20 protein-coding genes are annotated in these 17,789 nt (G+C 59.4%); 4 read left to right on the forward strand and 16 right to left on the reverse strand.

Going from position 1 to position 17,789, the window contains the following annotated elements; translation table 11 throughout:
* Positions 1–128: 128 nt before the first annotated feature.
* The 15 genes from TK06_RS15115 to TK06_RS15180 form a co-directional block, all read right to left on the reverse strand.
* Entirely contained in the window at positions 129–695 is a 567-nt protein-coding gene (locus TK06_RS15115; protein ID WP_063322733.1) for a phage tail assembly protein, read from the reverse strand.
* A 152-nt stretch (positions 696–847) separates the two neighbouring features.
* Positions 848–1,354, reverse strand: coding sequence for a phage major tail tube protein (locus TK06_RS15120; RefSeq protein ID WP_063322734.1), 507 nt, complete (start codon positions 1,352–1,354; stop codon positions 848–850).
* Positions 1,354–2,520, reverse strand: a complete 1,167-nt coding sequence (locus tag TK06_RS15125) for a hypothetical protein (protein ID WP_063322735.1) — start codon at positions 2,518–2,520, stop codon at positions 1,354–1,356. Before TK06_RS15125 ends, TK06_RS15120 begins: the two co-directional genes overlap by 1 nt.
* A 2-nt stretch (positions 2,521–2,522) precedes the next feature.
* A complete protein-coding gene (locus TK06_RS15130; RefSeq protein ID WP_063322736.1) occupies positions 2,523–2,732 on the reverse strand; it encodes a hypothetical protein in 210 nt (69 codons plus the stop codon).
* A gap of 90 nt (positions 2,733–2,822) precedes the next feature.
* On the reverse strand, positions 2,823–3,221 hold the full coding sequence (locus TK06_RS31795; protein ID WP_072343356.1) for a phage tail assembly chaperone: 399 nt from the start codon (positions 3,219–3,221) through the stop codon (positions 2,823–2,825).
* Between the two features lie 214 nt (positions 3,222–3,435).
* Positions 3,436–3,711 (reverse strand): glycine-rich domain-containing protein, encoded by a 276-nt coding sequence (locus TK06_RS33485; protein WP_428993587.1) that lies wholly within the window; start codon positions 3,709–3,711, stop codon positions 3,436–3,438.
* Positions 3,632–5,710: a phage tail protein gene (locus tag TK06_RS33040; RefSeq protein ID WP_238992545.1), complete on the reverse strand. Its 2,079-nt coding sequence runs from the start codon at positions 5,708–5,710 to the stop codon at positions 3,632–3,634. The genes TK06_RS33485 and TK06_RS33040 overlap by 80 nt, the downstream gene beginning before the upstream one ends.
* Positions 5,711–6,346, reverse strand: a complete 636-nt coding sequence (locus tag TK06_RS15145) for a phage tail protein I (RefSeq protein WP_063322737.1) — start codon at positions 6,344–6,346, stop codon at positions 5,711–5,713.
* A complete protein-coding gene (locus TK06_RS15150) occupies positions 6,343–7,338 on the reverse strand; it encodes a baseplate J/gp47 family protein (RefSeq protein ID WP_063322738.1) in 996 nt (331 codons plus the stop codon). The genes TK06_RS15145 and TK06_RS15150 overlap by 4 nt, the downstream gene beginning before the upstream one ends.
* Positions 7,335–7,667 carry a hypothetical protein gene (locus tag TK06_RS15155; protein ID WP_063322739.1) on the reverse strand — a complete coding sequence of 111 codons (333 nt, stop codon included), beginning with the start codon at positions 7,665–7,667 and terminating at the stop codon, positions 7,335–7,337. The genes TK06_RS15150 and TK06_RS15155 overlap by 4 nt, the downstream gene beginning before the upstream one ends.
* Positions 7,668–7,678: 11 nt before the next feature.
* Positions 7,679–8,290, reverse strand: a complete 612-nt coding sequence (locus TK06_RS15160; RefSeq protein WP_063322740.1) for a phage baseplate assembly protein V — start codon at positions 8,288–8,290, stop codon at positions 7,679–7,681.
* 3 nt (positions 8,291–8,293) lie between these two features.
* Positions 8,294–8,806, reverse strand: a complete 513-nt coding sequence (locus tag TK06_RS15165; RefSeq protein ID WP_063322741.1) for a hypothetical protein — start codon at positions 8,804–8,806, stop codon at positions 8,294–8,296.
* 36 nt (positions 8,807–8,842) lie between these two features.
* Positions 8,843–9,193, reverse strand: coding sequence for a phage holin family protein (locus tag TK06_RS15170; protein WP_060738977.1), 351 nt, complete (start codon positions 9,191–9,193; stop codon positions 8,843–8,845).
* 119 nt (positions 9,194–9,312) lie between these two features.
* Positions 9,313–9,741, reverse strand: coding sequence for a hypothetical protein (locus tag TK06_RS15175; protein ID WP_063322742.1), 429 nt, complete (start codon positions 9,739–9,741; stop codon positions 9,313–9,315).
* Between the two features lie 544 nt (positions 9,742–10,285).
* The gene (locus TK06_RS15180; RefSeq protein WP_003198297.1) at positions 10,286–11,020 is read right to left on the reverse strand and encodes a LexA family transcriptional regulator; all 735 of its coding nucleotides are present in this window, start codon (positions 11,018–11,020) and stop codon (positions 10,286–10,288) included.
* A gap of 623 nt (positions 11,021–11,643) precedes the next feature.
* On the opposite strand from TK06_RS15180, the gene TK06_RS15185 reads away from it, so the two are divergent.
* The 4 genes from TK06_RS15185 (at position 11,644) to fdxA (ending at position 16,288) form a co-directional block, all read left to right on the forward strand.
* A complete protein-coding gene (locus TK06_RS15185; RefSeq protein ID WP_063322743.1) occupies positions 11,644–11,997 on the forward strand; it encodes a DUF6124 family protein in 354 nt (117 codons plus the stop codon).
* A gap of 583 nt (positions 11,998–12,580) precedes the next feature.
* Positions 12,581–12,748, forward strand: a complete 168-nt coding sequence (locus tag TK06_RS32760; RefSeq protein WP_203417384.1) for a hypothetical protein — start codon at positions 12,581–12,583, stop codon at positions 12,746–12,748.
* A gap of 494 nt (positions 12,749–13,242) precedes the next feature.
* Positions 13,243–15,822, forward strand: coding sequence for a DNA mismatch repair protein MutS (gene mutS, locus TK06_RS15190; RefSeq protein WP_063322744.1), 2,580 nt, complete (start codon positions 13,243–13,245; stop codon positions 15,820–15,822).
* A 142-nt stretch (positions 15,823–15,964) separates the two neighbouring features.
* A complete protein-coding gene (fdxA, locus tag TK06_RS15195; protein ID WP_063322745.1) occupies positions 15,965–16,288 on the forward strand; it encodes a ferredoxin FdxA in 324 nt (107 codons plus the stop codon).
* Positions 16,289–16,777: 489 nt separating this feature from the next.
* Here fdxA and rpoS read toward each other — a convergent pair whose 3' ends face one another.
* Complete coding sequence (gene rpoS, locus TK06_RS15200) at positions 16,778–17,785, reverse strand: RNA polymerase sigma factor RpoS (protein WP_003198289.1); 1,008 nt, start codon at positions 17,783–17,785, stop codon at positions 16,778–16,780.
* Positions 17,786–17,789 lie beyond the last annotated feature (4 nt).

Below are 17,789 nucleotides of genomic sequence, written 5' to 3' on the forward strand. Positions count from 1 at the left end.
CCCGCTCTACTCCTGTTTCACGCCAAGGCGAGTGATCGCAATGTCGTAGCGGCGCAAGGCCTTGCCGGCGTCCCACTCCAGGATTTCCGCCTCACTTACCGAGTAAATGAGCGGCACCACATCGAGGATCACTTCGATGTCGCGCTCCGAAAGAAGTCCGCCGGTTTGTTTAAAAAATCGTCGATGCGCACCTGCAGTTGCGTCCAGTCGGGCACGGTCAGCAGGTCCAAATCGGGAATCATCAGGCCGGTGCAGTGGGCCGTGATGAACTCGGCGCGCTCCTTGGCCGTCTTCAGTTTTTTCATCGCCTTGGTCGCACGCAGCACCGGCATTTCAAGGGTCAGCGACGTCAGGCTGCGACCCGCGACGTCGAGCGGTTGCAGCAGCTGTACCTGGTCGGGATCGCCCTGTGGCTCATCCAGAAAGTGCGACGCCGGGCGCGTCGACATGTCGTGCACGTACTGGGCAATGCTCACGTAGTCCGGGCGCTTGAGCTGGTCGAGTTCCTTGACCGACAGCCCGGTGGCCAATTTGGCCAGTTCGAAGAACTGATCGTCTTCATCATCGCCGGCGCGGGCCAGGGCGTCTTTTTGCGCGGCGTAGTACAGCGGTTTGAGGGGGAGCTGCTCGATCTGCGCATCGTCGTCACCGATGATCGGCGACAGCAAGACGTGAACGGGAGGTGTCCAGGGCATGGAATCAGTTCCTTGGTAAATCAGAGGACAACCTGTGGGAGCGAGCTCGCTCGCGATGACGTCGGATCAGTCAGCATCGATGTTGGCTGACACACCGCTATCGCGAGCAAGCTCGCTCCCACAAGGATCGGGTTCAACTGACGGGCATTCGTTTACGGCAACAACACCGCACGGCGAGCATCACCGAGGATGTCGACGCCGTTGAGCACGAACTTCTGGGTGCGCACGTCGATGTCGATCACCGGGACGCCGTTTTCCAGGCGGTTGTAGGTGCGGCAGGACAGCTCCAGGTTGGTCTTGGGTTTCTCGCCCATTTTCAGCAGGGTTTCCTCGAGGGACTTCAACTTGCCACCCACCGTGTGGTAGGTAAACCAGGTGTTGCCGTCCTGATCCTGGCCGGCTTCACGCACGCTCAGCAGAATGTCGTCGCCCACGCTCACGCCCAGCGCCAGCATGACTTCCGGACCGAGGCCTTGCAGCGTCAGCTTGGCTGTCAGCACTTTGCCGCCCTTGGCCATTTCCTCGCCAATGAAACGGCCGCCACGCATCTCTTCCATGTCGAATTCGATCTTCGGCGGGGTGAACTCTTCCACGGTCGCCGACAACGGCAAGCCTTGCAGGGTGGCCGCGATGGCCTGTCTTACGCGGTTGGTAAACATTAGAGAACGTCCTCCAGGAACTGCTCGATGATTTCATCGCGGGCATTGAGTTGATAAATCATGTGTTCGTTCGGCGCGTAGCGGCCGTAGTCGATGACCACGTACCAGGTGCCGTTCTTGTACTTCTCGACGCTGTTCAATTCCGGGTGCAGGTACACGCTGCCGCCGGGAATGGTTTCGTCGGCGACCAGGGTTTGCAGCCAGTCGTTGATGCGCTTGACCTCCTGGTCCATGAACGACTTGGTCAGGTTCTTGGCCATGGCCTTCTGGCCGGCCTTGACCAGCTTGCGGCTGATGGCATCTTCCAGGCCGACGTAGCTGATGAACTTGCCGGTGATGGAGCGGTTGCCCAGCAAGGAGAAGCCGCCGAGGATGGTCCGGGCGTAATAGCTGACGCCGTAGCGGTTGAGCAGATCGCCCTCGGTGGAGGTGTCGAGGATGTTGTATTCCACGGTGCGGGAAACGTCTTCGGCGTAGGTGACCTGGTTGCCCGGGCTCTCCCATTGCTTGACCTTGGCGAGGGCGGCGATGGCCAGGCTCGACGGGGCCAGGAAGACGTTTTTCTTCGCGGCCTTGGAGTACACCGCCGGCATGTTGTGCACCACCAGGCAACGGTCGAAACCGAGGTCCGCACCGCCCAACTCCTGACTGTAAGTCACCTGGTCGGCGACCGAGGCATCCTTGCCATCGAGCACCACACGGGCCTTGATGCGCTTGCCGAACGAGGCGAACTCACTGGCGACGGCCTTGGTGCCGGTAAAGCCTGGCGCGCCGATGATGGTCAGGTCTTCAGCGACCCCACTCAACGCGGCCAGGCCCAACTTGCGCCCGGTCTGCGCTTCGATGCCGCCGATCACATTGTTCTGCGTGTCGGCCAGCGTGGCGCCCTCTTCGACGATCACCACGTACACCGGCACCTTGACCACTTTGAGGATCTGGTAGACAGCGTGGAACAACGTCCCCGCTTCGGCACCGGTCGGGTCCAGCTGGGCCTGGGTGGTGAAGCTGTTGATACGGAACGGCGTGTTTTTCGGAATCAGCGGGTTGGCATTCGGCGCGGTGCCGACCAGCCCGATGACGTTGTCACCCAGGCCACCCATGGCCTCGGGAGATTCAGTGGCATTGACGGTAATGCCGTTGTGCTCGAAGTTCAAAACCTCAGCCATGGTTATTCAGCCTTTTTGGTGGCGGCCTTTTTGGCCGGGGTGGATGCAGAGGCCGATTCGCCGGCCTCGGTTTTTTTCAGCTCCAGGCGACCGGCGCTGCGCAAGGCATTGGCCTCGACGTCGAGCAGGTCGAGTTCCTGGCCAGTGGTCGACCAGTGACCGCCGCCGGTGGGGAATGGGAGGAGTACGGTGTAGGTTTGGCGTGGTGCCATTTTTGGTTCTCCAGATACGGAAAAGCCCCTTGGAAAGGGGCTTTGGGTTGTTTTTGACGGATAAGAAAACGCCCCGTCGGTGCGGGGCGTTTATTGGAGTTGAAGATCAATCCATGTTGGCGGTATTGGACGCTGGCCTGTGTCTGGAAATAATTCGGACTGAGGCCAGTCGCGCAACTTTTGAAGGTAATCGAGCAACTCTACAAATTGCTCATTATTGAGCGTCGTGGTCCGCTCCAGGTCCTGCTCGTCTCGGTGCCTATCACGCAGCCATTGACGAGCCAACAGCTCTCCATCGCGCCACAGACGTTCAGACGCTTTCCGCTCCTCCAGCGCCGTGACCTTCTCGGCGAACAAATCATTCTCGAACAACCAGCCTGGCTGAACCTGCGCAGCACACGATTGCCATTTTAGATCGGGGTGATAACGCCCCTCCGGATCAACGGTCGTCGTTTCGAGAACGATGCCGTCTTGTACCAATGCCCACATAACCTTTCCTCAGCAAGTAATAAACACGCAGCCGTCTGCACCAGGTTGCGATCGGGTCTTTGAACGCCCTCCCCCTCCCATGCCTGGCCGAGTCAGAATCGACGTGTCCAGAGCAGCAAAAGCACTCTCGCCACCACCGCCTGGACCGCCCCAGTTCCCTGTACCTGCTGAGTTGCGAACAGGCGGAAAGCCCAGACCGAGCGAGGCGTTAAAATCACCACCGGCCCCCCACACCACTTTGAGCACCGTTATTCATAACGCCACCACGCCCACCAGTCGCCGAACAGAAGGAGCCAAAGGACGAAGTACCTCCGGCAATCCCAGGATCACCCTCAACCGTAACGGCTGCACCGCCGGCACCAACTGTTACGGAGATAACACTGCCCGGCACCACGGTACAGAGACGGTTGCTAATACCTCCACCACCGCCCCCGCCAGCACCGATAGTGGTTGATCCATCGCCACCAAACGCTCCGCTTCCCCCCGCCACCAACGACTTCAACGTGAACCTTCGTCACACTTGCCGGTACGGTCCACTGATAAACGCCAGCAGCCTTGAAATAAAACTTTGCGCGATAGGGTAAATGTGAGGATTGGCCTAGCTCGCTCCAAAACGGCTGTGTACCCGCGGCAGTCTTGTGTCCAAGATAAGCCCGCGTCGGACCATTTGCGGTGTTGTTGATGACCGCCAGAAACGTCTTGTACCCGGCAGAAATATATCCCCCGCCGACAAGTACCGTCATAGAGGTGCCGCCTGGGGAGCTGGCGTCTGGAGGCCCACCGATTGATGCACTGGAGTGTTCCAGCGTAAAGGCTCGGTAGAGCCCTGGCTTAATGTCAGCTGAAAAATCTGTAATCAGTGGGATTTTCGCGGGATCCGCGCCGAGGCCGAAAGTATCCAGAACAGCCCGGACTCGTTCCACTGTCGTGATCTGCTCCCACTTCGTCCAAACGCCGTTAGCGTTTCGTGTACGCAGACAAGTAATTGGATCAATGGCGTTAACCAAGGAGTCCCAAAACTGGGTCGCCATATTGCTACTGCCCCGCTCCATGTGGAACACGGTGCCCTGCGGAATCTGCCCCGTACCTTGCTGTGGAGGATATTCCGGCTTCGTTCCTGTGGTCGAAGCGCTAACCAGAAACACGCCATTTTCTACGAGGCTATCGATATTCCCGGTGTAGTTGTAGGCAGCAGCCCCCAGACCATAACGAGCCATGATGGCCCGAACCCCTCCATTGAATGCAGTAGACAACGCATCCGAGACCGATCCGTTCTCCGCATACCAAGTGATGCCCGCGCCAGTGGACAACGTGATGCTGTCCATTGTCTTGAGCACCAACTGATTGGCGGCAATACCCGCTACATAGTCCGTACCCTGCAGGACGATGGTTACAGTACCGCTCGACACGTTAAGCAGGTTGATAGTGCCGCCATTGAACCCCGTGCTTGCCTTCGGCAACGTGATATTCACTGGGTTGGCCGAGTTGATGATGAACGACCTACCGAACGCATCCGCAGTCAGAACGGTACTTGCGTCCAGCCCACCAACGCTTGAATGGTTACCGAGTGCGCGTTGCACAAACGCAGTCGTCGCGAGTTGCTGATTGTTGGTGCTGGCCGGTGCAGTCGGAGCCGTCGGGACGCCCAGCAACGCGGGGGAATTGAGCGGCGCAAACCCTTGAGTGATGTTCTGAAACACCAACCCTGTAGTGCCCAACACAATCGCCCCATCGGTAACCAACTGCCAGATCGTGTTGGCAAGCGTCGCGCCCTCCTCCACCGAGACAATCAACCCCGAAGTCACTTCGGCGCTCGCATCGGCATCCTTTGCCCGAACCCAAGTGTCGTTCGCGGCCACGTAAATACCGTTGTCTTTCGCCAAAGTCTGGGACTTGACCAGGACCCGATTCCCGGCGACCACCGCAACACCATCGATCGCCTGCGCGCCACTCAAGACAATATTGGCCGTCGTCGCTACCCGCACCGACTGCTTCCTGTCGAGTTTGGCGAGTTCGTCGGCCACATAGCCGGCCACCCACGCCCGCGTCGCCTTGACCACCGTATCGTCGATCAGCAACGTCACCAACTCAGCATTGCTGGTCTCGAAAATCGACCGAATGTAGAACTCTTTGCCCGAGCCGGACGTCGCCAACACCGGTTTGAACGACTCTGGATATTTGACAATCGCGTACAGGATCCCGGTATCGGTCCAGATCCCGGCCTCTCGCACATACCAGCCGCCCACTTCCGGCGGGATGGTCACTTCGGCCAGCAACCAACTCGGGTTTTTCTCATCCTGGAACAGCGCGTTGAGCGGCCCACGCCACACTTCGCGTTTGAGCGCGGTGGCGGTGGCGGCCGGGTTGTAAACCTCGCCGCCGCCATCACCGACGGAAATCTGCGACAACTTGATCGGTGTGCCCGCCGCCTTGCAGGCAGTTTCGTAGGCGATCCCCGCATCGGTGAGCAGGGTGTAGTAGTCGGCCATTTAGGACCCCTGTGGATAAATAGTGGAGGTTTCGACGGTGTAGAGTCCGGCGGCCATGAAGGCCTGGCCCGAGGCTTCCAGTCCTTCGATGACGATCGGATAAACCGTGGTCAGTTCGCCGCACAGCGTGGCGGCGCCGATGACGTGACGGCCGAAGGCCCTCAAGCCGACAGACACCTTCAAGGTGTCGCGCTCGCTTTTGGCATCCGCCAGGCGACGGTCGAGACGGGCGTCGATTTCTTCGCTGTAGGGCTGCTCGGTAAATGCCCTGACGGAAAAACTGTAGGGCGGGCCAGCGGGTGTTTGCTCATACCAGGCGCGCACTTCAGGCATCAGTTGCAAACCCTTGGCAGCATTTTCCAGCGCCTTTCGCGTCCCGGCCTGCCGGGCGGTTGGCCAGGCGAGTTCAACGGTCAGGCGCTTTTCAGCTTCGGGCGCCGTGGAGCTCCACTCGTTGACCCCACGATCCGCCGCGAGATACGGCAGGAACGCCAAGGGCGTGGTGGCCGGGTTCATCAACTCGGGAAACGGCGGATCGATGCGTTCGAGCAGCCGAGCGAACCCCAGATCCAGTGCCCTTTCCAACGGTGAGCTGTTGACCGGCAGCAGGCTCGGGCGAGGTGTGTCGTCACTCATAGCGTGTCCACCTCAACCTCGACGCCCGTGCAGTACGGGGCTTGGAAAGCCGTGGTCACAATCGGCACCAGCGGTTCGAGAATCTCAAGCTGGACCGCGCCGGCGCTGTGCAGCGTGTAGTCGATCCAGCTCGGGTCCACCCGCCCTTCCAAGCGATGACAGGCCTGGGCATACGCCTGCAACTGCTGCTCGGCGGCAACCTGGGTCAAGCCTGAATCCGGGCCGGCATTGATCTTCGCCACGACGCGGATTTTGTAAGGTTTGATTTGTGCGGCCTGCACGAAGACCAGATCGGTTTCCGGTCGCACATCAGGCCGGGCGAAGTGCTGGCGAACACCGTTGAGCAGCGCCTCGGACGGTGTGCCGTCGCCCTCGCGGGAAAGCACCGTGACCGTGACTTCGCCCGGTGCCGTCCGGCGTCCGTTGCCGTCCTTGACTTGCGCGGCGAGACCGTCCGGATCGAATGTGTAGGTCACGTTCACTACACCGCCAGCGGCACTGTCCACCTTCACCACTGGCCGTTCACCCAAGGTAAAAATCTCCCGCCGATACTGCATGCGCGAGCCCGCCGCTGGCGCGTGGGGCGCCAGGTAGTAGCGCAACCGCGCATCGTCATCGCTCTCGTAGACCGGGGGGATGGGCGGGAAGGCCGCCGGGTCGCCCGGGTCGAGCAACTGACGCTCAAGGCCCATGTCCGCGAGACGAGCGTCGAGGTTGGTCCCGGTGGCCCACCACGCCAACATCTGCTTGATGCGGGCGTTGTATTTGCGTTCGTGGGTTTGCAGCCGCACGCAGAACGCCTCAAGCGCCAGGGTCAGCAGTTCGCTTTCGTTTTCAAGACTGTCCACCAGCTTCGCCGCACTTGCTGGCGAGCGTGCGCCGACGTACTCGACCACGAAGGTCTTGAACTCTGCGAGCAAGTCCTCGAACGCTTCGACAGTGACGATGGCCGGTTCGGCCAGTTGGTTCTGGCCGGGTATCAGCATGCTCATGTCACCACCTCGAACGTCTGTTTGCGGTTTTTCCAGGTGCCGGCGAAACGCAACAGCAAGCCGGCGCCGTGTCGACTGGCGACAATGACCTGCGGCTCGAAATCACCGATGCCGTTTTGTGGGTTGTAGAACGCTTGGGCCGCGTGGCTCTGGGCAAGGATCAGCAGGTCGTCGCCGAGGTTCTGCCCCAGCAGCTGCGTGAGTGCACAGCCATACAACGGGCGCTTCTGGCGAGTGCCCAACGGCGTCGTCAACGCCCGGGTGGCGCGCTGTACGAACTGCAGCCAGTCGTCGACCGTGGCGCCGGTATTTCGATCGATTCCAATCATGAGGAAATCTCTTATGCGGTACTGATGACGCGTCCCTGGTGATCCACCACCGGGCCGCTCAGGTGCACGCCGGAGGCGTCGAGCCGAATGCCGACGGCGCCCAGCTGCCATTCGATGGCGTCGGCGGTCATCGCCAACCGCGACGGGCCGATACTCAGTTGGAGCGTTTCACGGGAACCGCTGAACGTCGCTGGGCCGTTCTGCCAGTGCAGGACATGGCTGGCATGGTCGTAGCCGTTTTCCGTACCGTCCTGATAGAGGCGCCGCGTCAGCGAGGCCTGGGTCGAGACGGGCGGAAACTGACCGCCATTGAGGCCGAACAACGCCACTGCCTGCCCGCCGCTCTCGCCGCCGCCATGGTTGAGCAACAGGCACTGCTCGCCCACGGACGGAATCCGCGACTCGCTCTGGGCGCCGGCGCTCGGGTTGAAAAAGCGGATCGCCGGGGTCAGCAGGCCACCATGGCTGACCTTGCAGGTGTTGCTGGCCGCATCGACTTCCTGGCAAACGCCAATGCGGCAGAAACTCTCCGCACGCCGATGCAAATCTTCCAGCTCGGTTTCCATCTGAGCCAGACGCTCGATGATCGGCCCCAGGTGCATCCGTAACAGCCCATCGAACATGGCTCAGCCCTCGAGTGCGGTGTATTGATCCGGGTCGTCGATGTTCGATACTTCCCAGGTACGGGCAAATTTCGGGATGCCCAACGGGTCCTCCAGCAGCGTCGGGCCGAGGTACAGGGTTTGGTTGAAGGAAAGAGTCCAGGCGCTGTACGCCCGTGCTTCGTGGATGAACGTGGATGCGATGCCATCGATTTCCGTGGGCAGGTCGCATTGATCACCCGACAGGCCCCAGCGGTTATCCATGACCAGGTGTTTCAATTCACCGGCCAGATCACAGGCCTCCCATCCTGGAACGGCCATGACCACTTGCAAGGAAACCGTCAGGACATGGGCGATACGCCCGTCATTGGCGCGGTTACCGGGCGCATCGCGCTCAAGCGCAATCAGCACCCAGGGTTGGTCGTCGGCGCCATCGAAATCCTGGGGGCTGCCGACTTTCAAGGCGGGATAAATGGCGCGCAGCGTCTGGGCAATGGCCGAGAACAACTGCGACGGTTTTTCGATAAGGGCAGGCATTGATCGCCTCCTTGTGTATGGATCAGCGCTGTCGATTCACTGCTGGTCGGGCGGCAGGTCCCGCGGTGGCACTTCGCAAACGCCGATCCGCTTGGCGACCCATCGCTCGTAAAGACCGATCGCCACATCGGCACCGGCCATGGCGGTCAGGCAACCCAGGGCGCAAGCACTCCAGATCGACATGCCGAGGGCATACAACAGCATGGTTGCCGACACGCCGCAGACCACACAGGCACCGGAGCGCAGCACCACGCGGCGCAGCAACGGCCAGCCACGGGCGCCCTCCTTGTCAGCGCGCCACATCTCGCCGGACACCCCGCCCACCAGGGCGAGCACGATGACCAGCCAGATCGGCATGTCCAGCAACGCTTGTTGCTCGTTTGTCATGTCTCGTTTCCTGGGGGTGATTAAGATTGGGCGGGGAAGTTAAGAGATGTGGGTCGTTGCAACCCGTTAAGTCACTGGAAGCGGCGTTCAAACGTTTATCAGGTCATTGAAGGCTGACATTACTTTGGCGCAGCGCAGGTCGCGCCTTTGTAAGTCATGGTGTAGGTGTAGTGCCTGTCCCAGGGTAGCGGTAGCGCACTGGGTGCGGCCCATTCCGCGTAGTTACCCGACATCGAACCAGCGACAGCTAACTTACCCATGGCAATGGTCGCGAGATTGTTGGCACTCCCTGCACCCGGCATTGGCACACTCCCATTCCACTGGAGATCGTCTCCGTTCTGGAACCATGCGCCCTTCCAGCCGGCCTGCGAACTCGAGTACCAGGTATTGTCTTCTTTGAAACAGATCGTCTGGTTGGCATAAAAACCGCCGCCCGGAACATGGTAGGAAGCGAATTGCCAGGAACCAACAGGTGAGGTTTCGGCAAACGCGTGGAGGGCCTGGGTCGCCAGGACGGCTGCGAGCAGCATGCTGAGCAATTTTTTCATTAGTTTTCTTCCCTTTAAATGAGTGGATTTTTTGAGAACGTCGATACACGTTTTTATCTGAACACCTCCTTAGCCTTCACAAGTGAGCGCATGGAAATCTCCTTACTAATTTGAAGTGCCTCACGACAGAGGCATTCCAAAAAGCCCGGTTGCCCAGGCTTTTCAGTAATGCGCTTGATCTTTCGGCGCGACTGGCGCGGTACGGATCCATTCAAATTGTTCCTCCGGCCGCGGTCCCTGCCCGCCGGATAACTGCTTCTGGTGCTTTACGCTGCACACCCGGGTCAGTTGCCAACCCTCTGAACCGTTAAGGCCGGTTCATCGCTGCCTGTTGGTGGAACTAAAGAGCTGTGTTGCCAGCCGCTTTGTCGAGCGGCTTGGACACAGAATATGCATGGATGCATATACAGTCAATGCGTAAATGCATTTATTTATGCAGACCGAATGCGTAAATGCATGGAGCCCTTGCAAATACGGGGTTGCGGGCTTTCGAGAGGCGAAAAAAAACCCGCACGGCGGCGGGTTTTATCTGACAGCGGAGGGGTTAACGGGCGTACATGCCCCACCAGAAGACGTGGCCGAGGATGACGATTTGCTCGTCCTGCATTTCCTGGAACGTGTAGTCCTCGTCCGGATGCTCATCGCGGTTGAAGCTGCGCAGGCGGATGCCGGTGGGCAGGCGATAAAGCTGCTTCACCCGCAGTTGGCCGTTGTGGTTGATGGCGTAGAGGTCACCGTCGACGATGTCGCCAATCCCGCATTTGCCTGCGTTCACCCCGACCGTGGCACCGTCGCGCAGCACCGGCAACATACTGTTGCCGCGCACCGTCACGCACTTGGCCTGGTCGAACTGCACGCCGTTATGCCGCAGGCTGCGCTTGCCAAAGCGCAGGCTTGAGCGTTCGCTTTCCTCGATGACGAATCTTCCTGATCCAGCAGCCAATTCAACCTCGCGCAGAAAAGGGACCGACACTTCGTCTTCTTCGACGGGTGTTTCGTCGTCCCACAGGCTTATGTCCTTGAGTTCGGAATGCGGCTCATCGCGGCGAGCGTTGCCAGCAGGCACAACGTCCGCGCGCCCGCGCAACTGGTCGGTGCTCACGGCAAAATATTCGGCGATCTTCGAGATGTGTTTATCCGAAGGATCGACAATCTTGCCGCTGAGGATCCGCGAGAGAGTGGACTGAGGCACGCCGGTACGCCGGTGAAGCTCCGTGGGGGAGATCCCGTGCTGATCGAGCAATGCTCTTAATACGGTAGAAACGTTGCGTTTTTGCATAACGCGCATAGTGCTTGTTCTTTTCGCAGAAGACAAATGCTGTTTTGCATAAGCGTGCATATCGATGAAGAAACCATTCACTCAAGGTCGGCCCGATCCACCGTGGCGAGGGAGCTTGCTCCCGCTGGGCTGCGCAGCAGCCCCAAAAAACTTCCGACCACAGAGCATCAGGCCGATTGAGTTCAATCCTGTTGGGCGCGCTCCGCACGCCAGCGGGAGCAAGCTCCCTCGCCACAGGTTCAATCCAATCCTTGAATTGGGGAATTTCCCCTACAACTTCTTGGGAAAATCCTCAATCCGCGCCCTTCAAATGTGCGACACCAGGCTACATCGCCTTGCGCCTCTGCCTACGACTGCGCCAGAATCCGCCGGCTTGTCCACCTTGGATCCCATCGGTACTTTGATTCTCGTCACTGCCCATCAGTGATCGGGTTTAGTAGCTCGGTATCCAAGATGTTCATTGCTCCATTCAGTCAGGTATTCCTGCACTCAATGGTGGCTGTGCGCAGGGCGCCTTCGGGTGCGCCGGTTCCTTGGATCCCCGGTCTACTAACCTGCGTACAGCTGCCACCCACTTCGTTTAGTAGCGAGTGAGTGGTGGCTCAACTTCAAGGATCCATAAAATGCCGAAGAACACTCCAAATCCCCCAGACGATCACGTCTCCCGCAGCCAATCGGCCAATGCCAGGAAACTCGACGAAGCCGCCACCCGCGCCTTGGACTATTACCTCAAGCCCAAAGCCGGCAAAGAAACATCCGACACACTCGATACCCTTTTCATCATCGCCCCTAACATCGACGCCGAATGCCTGCTCGCCAACCTCAGCGAAACCCTGGCCTCAGCCAATGCGATGGTCAGCGATCTGGCATTCGACCTGGAGGGCTCACGACGACATATCGCGTTGGGGGTTCAGCAGATGATTGAGCTGGGGCAGTTGTTGGCGAATCGGGCGTTGGATGTGGTTGAGCCGAGGTAGGTGTTTTTGATCGCTCCCACGCTATGCGTGGGAATGCATCCCGTAACGCTCTGCGTCACCTCCCAGAAGCGGAACGCGGAGCGTCCCTGGCGGCATTCCCACGCGGAGTGTGGGAACGATCAATCACCGGTTCAATCCTTTTGGGCGCGCTACTCACGCCAGCGGGAGCAAGCTCCCTCGCCACGGGTTCAATCCAATCCTTGAATTGGGGAATTTCCCCTACAACTTCTTGGGAAATCCCTCGATCGCATCCTTCAATGTGCGTCACCAGGCTACATCGCCTTGCGCCTCTGCCTACGACTGCCCCAGAATCCGCCGGCTTGTCCACCTTGGCCCCCATCGGTATTTTGGTTCTCGTCACTGCCCATCAGTGATCGGGTTTAGTAGCTCGGTATCCAAGATGTTCATTGCTCCATTCAGTTAGGTATTCCTGCACTCAATGGTGGTTGTGCGCAGGGCGCCCTCGGGCGCACCGGGTCCTTGGATCCCCGGTCGACTGACCTGCGTACAGCTGCCGCCCTCGTTTAGTCGCGAGTGAGCGCTTCGCGCTGGAGCGCCAACGAACGGCCATCGGGAGCGCACTATGATTTCGATCAAGCAAGGCTTGTCCAAAGGAGCAAAACGCCCCTTTGCTGATTTCATTCGTAACGCAAAATCGAAGGAAAAGAAGCGTGTTTACCGCATGGTATTGGCCGAGGCTACCAAGCAGCAGAATCTGGTGATGATGCAAGCCGAGGTAAAACGAGCCTGATCTCCAGATTCAAAAGAGCTCGATCAAGTGTCGTAATGCCGTCCAACATTTTCATCGACTGTGGTGCCGCCTTCGCGAGCAGGCTCGCTTCCACAGGGGAAACGCGGTCCCCCAGAACCAGGTCGGCTATCAGGCCGCCTCGCGGTGGACGTTGATCTCGGCGCCCCATTAACCACGCTGGCTGAACGAAGGTATTGCGCAGTGGGCCACGGAGCAATGCCTTCGTTCAGGCATGCCGAGCCTAGGCGAGGCACCGAGTGGTGGGGCTAAAGCGTTTTGCTTACTTTTGACTGGGCCGGCTTCCGGGCTTCTCAAAAGTGAGACGCCGTAAGGGCGGAACCATAAGTAGCCGTTACCGCAGCAACGGATATGCACACAATCCCAAACGCTGGGTAGCACCAGACCGCCCATGTTAACCTTGCGCCCATCGCGGAAAAGCCGGGCCAATGCCCCTCCTTTTGCCCCATACCTTTCAACGAGCTTGCCTGACACCCATGAATACCGCCGTTAACGACCTGTCCTCCCACACGCCGATGATGCAGCAATACTGGCGCCTGAAGAACCAGCACCCCGACCAGCTGATGTTCTACCGCATGGGCGACTTCTACGAGATCTTCTACGAGGATGCGAAGAAGGCAGCCAAGTTGTTGGACATCACCCTGACGGCACGTGGGCAATCGGCAGGCATGGCGATTCCGATGTGTGGGATTCCTTACCACGCGGCGGAAGGTTACCTGGCGAAGCTGGTCAAGCTCGGCGAATCCGTGGTGATTTGCGAGCAAGTCGGCGACCCGGCCACCAGCAAGGGCCCCGTGGAACGCCAAGTCGTGCGGATCATCACCCCGGGTACAGTCAGTGACGAGGCCTTGCTGGACGAACGCCGGGACAACCTGATCGCCGCAGTGCTTGGGGATGAACGCCTGTTCGGCCTGGCGGTGCTGGACATCACCAGTGGCAATTTCTCGGTACTGGAAATCAAGGGCTGGGAAAACCTGCTGGCGGAGCTGGAGCGGGTCAATCCGGTGGAGCTGTTGATCCCGGACGACTGGCCAAAGGACCTGCCGGCAGAAAAACGCCGTGGCGTGCGTCGTCGGGCGCCGTGGGATTTCGAGCGCGACTCGGCGCTGAAAAGTCTCTGCCAGCAGTTTTCCACCCAGGACCTCAAGGGCTTCGGTTGCGAGAACCTGACCCTGGCCATTGGCGCGGCTGGTTGCCTGCTGGCCTACGCCAAGGAAACCCAGCGCACCGCCCTGCCCCACTTGCGCAGCCTGCGTCACGAGCGTCTGGATGACACCGTGGTGCTGGACGGCGCGAGCCGACGCAACCTGGAGCTGGACACCAACCTGGCCGGCGGGCGCGACAATACCCTGCAATCGGTGGTCGACCGCTGCCAGACCGCCATGGGCAGCCGCCTGCTGACTCGCTGGTTGAATCGGCCGCTGCGGGACCTGACCGTGCTGTTGGCGCGCCAGTCCTCCATTACCTGCCTGCTGGATCGTTATCGCTTCGAGCAGTTGCAACCGCAGCTCAAGGAAATCGGTGATATCGAGCGAATCCTCGCCCGTATCGGCCTGCGCAACGCCCGTCCCCGTGACCTGGCGCGTTTGCGCGATGCTCTCGGCGCGTTGCCTGAACTGCAGGTGGCGATGACCGGCCTCGAAGCGCCGCACCTGCAACAACTGGCACGCACCACCAGCACCTACCCGGAACTGGCCGCGCTGCTGGAAAAAGCCATTATCGACAACCCGCCGGCGGTGATCCGTGACGGTGGTGTGCTGAAAACCGGCTACGACGCCGAACTCGACGAATTACAAGCGCTGAGCGAGAACGCCGGCCAGTTCCTGATCGACCTCGAAGCCCGGGAAAAAGCCCGTACCGGCCTGGCCAACCTGAAGGTTGGTTACAACCGTATCCACGGCTACTTCATCGAGCTGCCGAGCAAGCAGGCCGAACAGGCCCCGGCCGATTATGTTCGCCGCCAGACCCTCAAGGGTGCCGAGCGGTTCATTACCCCGGAACTCAAGGCGTTCGAAGACAAGGCGCTGTCGGCCAAGAGCCGCGCCCTGGCCCGGGAAAAGATGCTCTATGAAGCGTTGCTCGAGGATCTGATCAGCCAATTGCCGCCGTTACAGGACACCGCCGGTGCCCTGGCGGAACTGGACGTGCTGAGCAACCTGGCCGAGCGCGCGCTGAACCTGGACCTCAACTGCCCGCGCTTCGTCAGCGAGCCGTGCATGCGCATCAGCCAGGGTCGCCACCCAGTGGTCGAGCAAGTACTGACCACGCCGTTCGTGGCCAACGACCTGAGCCTGGACGACAACACCCGCATGCTGGTGATCACCGGTCCGAACATGGGCGGTAAATCCACCTACATGCGCCAAACCGCGTTGATCGTGCTGCTGGCCCACATCGGTAGTTTCGTCCCGGCGGCCAGTTGCGAATTATCCCTGGTGGACCGGATTTTCACCCGGATCGGCTCCAGCGACGACCTGGCCGGCGGGCGTTCGACCTTCATGGTGGAAATGAGCGAAACCGCAAACATCCTGCACAACGCCACCGAACGCAGCCTGGTGCTGATGGACGAAGTCGGACGCGGCACCAGTACCTTCGACGGCTTGTCCCTGGCCTGGGCGGCGGCCGAGCGCCTCGCGCACCTGCGGGCCTACACGCTGTTCGCCACCCATTACTTCGAACTCACCGTGTTGCCGGAAAGCCAGCCGCTGGTGGCCAACGTTCACCTCAATGCCACCGAGCACAACGAGCGCATCGTCTTCCTGCACCACGTGCTGCCCGGCCCGGCCAGCCAGAGCTACGGCTTGGCGGTGGCGCAACTGGCTGGCGTGCCAAGTGAAGTCATTACCCGTGCCCGCGAGCACCTGAGCCGCCTGGAAACCACCAGCCTGCCCCACGAAGCGCCGCGCCCGACCAAAGGCAAACCGACCGCACCGCAGCAAAGCGACCTGTTCGCCAGCCTGCCGCATCCGGTACTCGATGAACTGGCCAAGCTCGATCTGGACGACCTGACACCTCGTCGGGCACTGGATTTACTCTATACATTGAAGACACGGATCTAACATACAGGCTTTCAAGCTGTTAGAATCGCGCGCGGTTTGGGATGCTGCGGGCTATTAGCCTGGTTCGCAGACTATCGCTCCCAAACCTGGCGACCCTACCGTGAATGGGCTTCGCTGCCGCCGCCTGAGGAGAGAATTAGAAATGACCTTCGTCGTCACCGACAACTGCATCAAGTGCAAGTACACCGACTGCGTAGAAGTGTGTCCGGTGGACTGCTTTTACGAAGGGCCGAATTTCCTGGTCATTCACCCGGACGAGTGCATCGACTGCGCCCTGTGTGAACCGGAATGCCCGGCGAATGCCATTTTCTCGGAAGACGAAGTGCCGGCCGGCATGGAGAACTTCATCGAGCTGAACGCCGAACTGGCGGATATCTGGCCGAACATCACCGAGAAGAAAGACGCGCTGCCGGACGCCGAAGAGTGGGATGGCAAGACTGGCAAGATCACAGACCTGGAACGCTGATTGCCCAGCGTTCGCTGAAAAGGCCCCTTGCGGGCCTTTTTGCTTTTTCGGATCAAGAAATCGCAGGCAAAAAAAGGGGCGGTTTGACCCGCCCACATTTTTTCCCTAATCCCTTTAATCCTTTTCATCATCCTGATGAATCGCGTCCTGCGATGTCCTTCCTTCCCATCATCCTTGACGGGTGTGTCTGTCCGTCGACACAGGACTGATATTAGTATTTTCCCTGGCGAGTGCAACGCGGCTGATACAGGTGGCTTGCTCTGTCACGCCACTTTCACAAAATAAAAGCCCTTATAAATCATATAAATATAAAAAAATCACAATGCTTATAGCAGTCTGTCCCGCCAATGAGAAACCGATCACTTACGCGACACTAGGCAAAGGCTTACAAGTCGAACCTACAAATAGAGCGGTCCTGGAAAAAACAATCCTTCCGAAACGGAAAAGCCCCGAACCAGTCGGGGCTTTTCTTGCTGCGCTGCACTCGGGTTATTGAAACAGCGACTCACTCGACAGGCCATTCTTCTCCAGGATCTCCCGGAGGCGCTTGAGGCCCTCCACCTGGATCTGCCTGACCCGCTCACGGGTCAAACCAATCTCCAGGCCTACATCTTCAAGCGTGCTGCTTTCGTGACCGCGCAAGCCGAAGCGGCGAATCACCACTTCCCGTTGCTTGTCCGTAAGTTCCGAAAGCCACTGGTCAATGCTCTGGGACAAGTCATCGTCCTGGAGCAACTCGCACGGATCGGTCGGACGATCGTCGGTCAGGGTATCCAGCAGGGTCTTATCCGAGTCCGGCCCCAGCGAGACATCTACCGAAGAGACACGCTCGTTGAGCCCAAGCATGCGCTTGACCTCACCTACCGGTTTTTCCAGCAAGTTGGCGATTTCTTCGGGTGAAGGTTCATGGTCGAGTTTTTGGGTCAACTCACGGGCGGCCCGCAGGTAGACGTTCAGTTCCTTGACCACATGAATCGGCAACCGGATGGTCCGGGTCTGGTTCATGATCGCCCGTTCGATGGTCTGGCGGATCCACCAGGTGGCGTAGGTCGAGAAACGGAAGCCGCGCTCGGGGTCGAATTTTTCGACGGCGCGAATCAGGCCCAGGTTGCCCTCTTCGATCAGGTCCAGCAGCGAAAGCCCACGATTGACGTAGCGTCGGGCGATTTTCACCACCAGTCGCAGATTGCTTTCAATCATGCGTTTTCGACCGGCCGGGTCGCCACTTTGCGACAGTCGCGCAAAATGAACTTCTTCCTCGGGGGAGAGCAGTGGCGAAAAACCGATTTCGTTGAGGTACAGCTGAGTGGCGTCCAGCGCCCGGGTGTAATCGATGTACTTATGTTGTTTAAGCGAAGCGGAGTGTTTGGATTTGGCACGAACGGAAGGTGGAGTCGCCCCTTCATCATTCGACATCGAATCCATAGCGATGCCGGTCTCCATAAGGAGAACCTCATCGTCGATGTCAAACTCCGGCACTTCTTTACTGAGAGCCATTGTT

Source organism: Pseudomonas fluorescens (assembly GCF_001623525.1).
GTDB classification, from domain to species: Bacteria; Pseudomonadota; Gammaproteobacteria; order Pseudomonadales; family Pseudomonadaceae; genus Aquipseudomonas; species Aquipseudomonas fluorescens_Q.

Excerpts from the sequence above, each read along its gene's own strand:
- TK06_RS15115 (WP_063322733.1), bottom strand. The coding sequence starts at position 695 with ATGCCCTGGACACCTCCCGTTCACGTCTTGCTGTCGCCGATCATCGGT.
- TK06_RS15120 (WP_063322734.1), bottom strand. The coding sequence starts at position 1,354 with ATGTTTACCAACCGCGTAAGACAGGCCATCGCGGCCACCCTGCAAGGC.
- TK06_RS15125 (WP_063322735.1), bottom strand. The coding sequence starts at position 2,520 with ATGGCTGAGGTTTTGAACTTCGAGCACAACGGCATTACCGTCAATGCC.
- TK06_RS15130 (WP_063322736.1), bottom strand. The coding sequence starts at position 2,732 with ATGGCACCACGCCAAACCTACACCGTACTCCTCCCATTCCCCACCGGC.
- TK06_RS31795 (WP_072343356.1), bottom strand. The coding sequence starts at position 3,221 with ATGTGGGCATTGGTACAAGACGGCATCGTTCTCGAAACGACGACCGTT.
- TK06_RS33040 (WP_238992545.1), bottom strand. The coding sequence starts at position 5,710 with ATGGCCGACTACTACACCCTGCTCACCGATGCGGGGATCGCCTACGAA.
- TK06_RS15145 (WP_063322737.1), bottom strand. The coding sequence starts at position 6,346 with ATGAGTGACGACACACCTCGCCCGAGCCTGCTGCCGGTCAACAGCTCA.
- TK06_RS15150 (WP_063322738.1), bottom strand. The coding sequence starts at position 7,338 with ATGAGCATGCTGATACCCGGCCAGAACCAACTGGCCGAACCGGCCATC.
- TK06_RS15155 (WP_063322739.1), bottom strand. The coding sequence starts at position 7,667 with ATGATTGGAATCGATCGAAATACCGGCGCCACGGTCGACGACTGGCTG.
- TK06_RS15160 (WP_063322740.1), bottom strand. The coding sequence starts at position 8,290 with ATGTTCGATGGGCTGTTACGGATGCACCTGGGGCCGATCATCGAGCGT.
- TK06_RS15165 (WP_063322741.1), bottom strand. The coding sequence starts at position 8,806 with ATGCCTGCCCTTATCGAAAAACCGTCGCAGTTGTTCTCGGCCATTGCC.
- TK06_RS15170 (WP_060738977.1), bottom strand. The coding sequence starts at position 9,193 with ATGACAAACGAGCAACAAGCGTTGCTGGACATGCCGATCTGGCTGGTC.
- TK06_RS15175 (WP_063322742.1), bottom strand. The coding sequence starts at position 9,741 with ATGAAAAAATTGCTCAGCATGCTGCTCGCAGCCGTCCTGGCGACCCAG.
- TK06_RS15180 (WP_003198297.1), bottom strand. The coding sequence starts at position 11,020 with ATGCAAAAACGCAACGTTTCTACCGTATTAAGAGCATTGCTCGATCAG.
- TK06_RS15185 (WP_063322743.1), top strand. The coding sequence starts at position 11,644 with ATGCCGAAGAACACTCCAAATCCCCCAGACGATCACGTCTCCCGCAGC.
- TK06_RS32760 (WP_203417384.1), top strand. The coding sequence starts at position 12,581 with ATGATTTCGATCAAGCAAGGCTTGTCCAAAGGAGCAAAACGCCCCTTT.
- mutS (WP_063322744.1), top strand. The coding sequence starts at position 13,243 with ATGAATACCGCCGTTAACGACCTGTCCTCCCACACGCCGATGATGCAG.
- fdxA (WP_063322745.1), top strand. The coding sequence starts at position 15,965 with ATGACCTTCGTCGTCACCGACAACTGCATCAAGTGCAAGTACACCGAC.
- rpoS (WP_003198289.1), bottom strand. The coding sequence starts at position 17,785 with ATGGCTCTCAGTAAAGAAGTGCCGGAGTTTGACATCGACGATGAGGTT.